This is a genomic window from Mesorhizobium sp. M7A.F.Ca.CA.001.08.2.1 (assembly GCF_003998455.1).
In the GTDB taxonomy this organism is placed as follows: Bacteria; Pseudomonadota; Alphaproteobacteria; order Rhizobiales; family Rhizobiaceae; genus Mesorhizobium; species Mesorhizobium ciceri.
In genome coordinates, this window is the sequence record NZ_RZPW01000869.1 from 1 (window position 1) to 2,388 (window position 2,388).

The window sequence follows — 2,388 nt, forward strand, 5'->3', positions numbered from 1 at the left end:
CTCCATGACATCACCATGGTCTCGCCCTCGTTCCTGAACGGCGAACTGGTGGCATTCTTCGCCTGCACCGCGCACGTGGTCGATGTTGGCGGACGTGGCTTCGGCGCCGACGGCAAGTCAGTCTACGAGGAAGGGATCCAGATCCCGATCATGAAGTTCGCCGAGCGCGGCAAGGTGAACCTCGATCTGGTGAAGATCCTGCGCGCCAATGTGCGCGAGCCGAACCAGGTCGTCGGCGACTTCTATTCGCTGGCCGCCTGCAACGAGGTCGGCCATCGCCGCCTGGTCGACATGATGAAGGAGATCGGCCTGGCATCGCTGGACAGGCTGGGAGAGTTCATCTTCACGCGCACGCATGACGCGACGCTGGAGCGCATCAAGGCGCTGCCGAAAGGCACCTGGTCGAACGAGTTGGTGACCGACGGCTACGATACGCCGGTCAAGCTGGTGGCAGCTGTCTCGATTGAGGACGACCATTTGAATGTCGATTTCTCCGGCACCGATCCGACAAGCCGATGGGGCATCAACGTTCCGATCATCTACAGCAAGGCCTATGCCTGCTACGCCCTGAAATGCGTCGTGGCGCCGGAGATCCCGAACAATGCGGCCTCGCTTGCTCTGTTCACTATATCGTCGCCGACCAACATCCTGAACGCCCCGCGGCCGGCGCCGGTCTCCCTGCGGCACGTCATCGGCCATATGGTGCCCGATCTGGTGCTGGGCGCGCTGGCCAAGGCGCTGCCGGGCCAGATCCTTGCCGAAGGGGCGGCGGCACTGTGGAACATCCACATCTCGGTCAGGCCGGTCGCCGGGAGCGATGGACGCCGCGCCGAGGTGCTGATGTTCAATTCCGGCGGCATGGGGGCCCGCCCGACGTTGGACGGGCTGTCCGCCACCGCCTTTCCGTCCGGTGTCCATACCATGCCGATCGAGGCGACCGAGCACACCGGGCCGATCGTCATCTGGCGCAAGGAACTGCGTCCCGATTCCGGCGGCGACGGGGAATTTCGCGGCGGCCTCGGCCAGATCCTCGAAATCGCGGCCACTGAAGGCCACGAGTTCGATTTTTCCGCCATGTTCGACCGGGTCAGGCATCCAGCCAAGGGGCGCGATGGCGGCAAGGACGGAACCGCCGGCATCGTCAGGCTCGACGATGGCACGCTGATGCGCCCCAAGGGCTGGCAGCACGTTCCGGAAGGGCGTCGCCTGGTGCTGGAACTTCCTGGCGGTGGCGGCTATGGCGATCCCTCCAGGCGCAGTACGGAGGCGCGGGCACAGGACGTGTCCAGGGGCTATATTTCGGAGAAAAGCCGATGAGCTACATTTCCTCGCGCCTGTCCGTGGTCAAGCCGTCGGCTTCGATGGCCGCCTCGCAGGCGGCCAAGGCGCTACGGGCCAAAGGCGTCGACGTCATCGACCTTGGCCTTGGCGAACCTGATTTTCCGACGCCTGCCCACATCATCGAAGCGGCCTATGCAGCCGCCAAAGCGGGCCAGACCCTCTACACCGCCGCAGCCGGCTCGCCGGAAGTGCGCGAGGCCGTGGCCGGGAAGTTCAGGCGCGAGAACGGACTGGACTACACGGCCGACGACATCGTCGTGGCCAACGGCGCCAAGCAGATCATCTTCAACGCGCTGATGGCGACGCTGGAACCCGGCGACGAGGCCATCCTGCCCGCGCCCTATTTCGTCTCCTATCCTGAGATGGTGAAGCTGCTAGGCGGCACGCCCGTCACGGTCGAATGCAGGGAAAGCGGCGGCTTCAGGCTGACGCCCGAACTCTTGGAAAAGGCGATCGGGCCGAGAACCAAGTGGCTGTTCCTGAACATGCCCGGCAATCCATCCGGAGCGGTCTACTCGGGCGACGATCTCAAGGCGCTTGGCGCTGTCCTTGCCAGGCATCCGCAGGTGCTCATCCTGTCGGACGAGATCTATGAGCACATCATCTTCGATAACCGCGAATTCGTATCCTTCGGCAAGGCCTGCCCTGACCTCAAGGACCGAAGCCTCATCGTCAACGGTGTGGCCAAGGCCTATGCGATGACCGGCTGGCGTGTCGGTTATGCAGCCGGCCCGGCACCACTCGTCAAGGCGATGTCGATCATCCAGAGCCAGTCGGTCACTTCGGTCTGCTCGATTGCCCAGGCGGCGACGGTCGCCGCACTGAACGGCCCGCAGGACGAGGTGGCTCGTTTCCGCGATGCATTCGAGGCGCGCAGGAACCTGGTCGTCGATGGCATAAGGCGCATAAACGGCCTGACGCTGCCGCCGCCGGAAGGCGCATTCTATGCCTATATCGGTTGCGCCAGCCTGATCGGCCGCAGGACCCCAAAAGGCGTCATGCTGGAGGACGATACGGCGGTGGGGGCCCATCTTCTTAACGAAAGCC

2 protein-coding genes are annotated in these 2,388 nt (G+C 64.2%); both read left to right on the top strand.

Annotated features, from left to right (window positions below):
* On the top strand, positions 1–1,317 hold a 1,317-nt coding region (locus EN914_RS32240), incomplete at its 5' end, for a hydantoinase B/oxoprolinase family protein (RefSeq protein ID WP_164779069.1).
* Positions 1,314–2,388, top strand: a 1,075-nt coding sequence (locus tag EN914_RS32245; protein ID WP_164779070.1) for a pyridoxal phosphate-dependent aminotransferase, incomplete at its 3' end; no start/stop codon positions are given. The genes EN914_RS32240 and EN914_RS32245, both read left to right, overlap by 4 nt.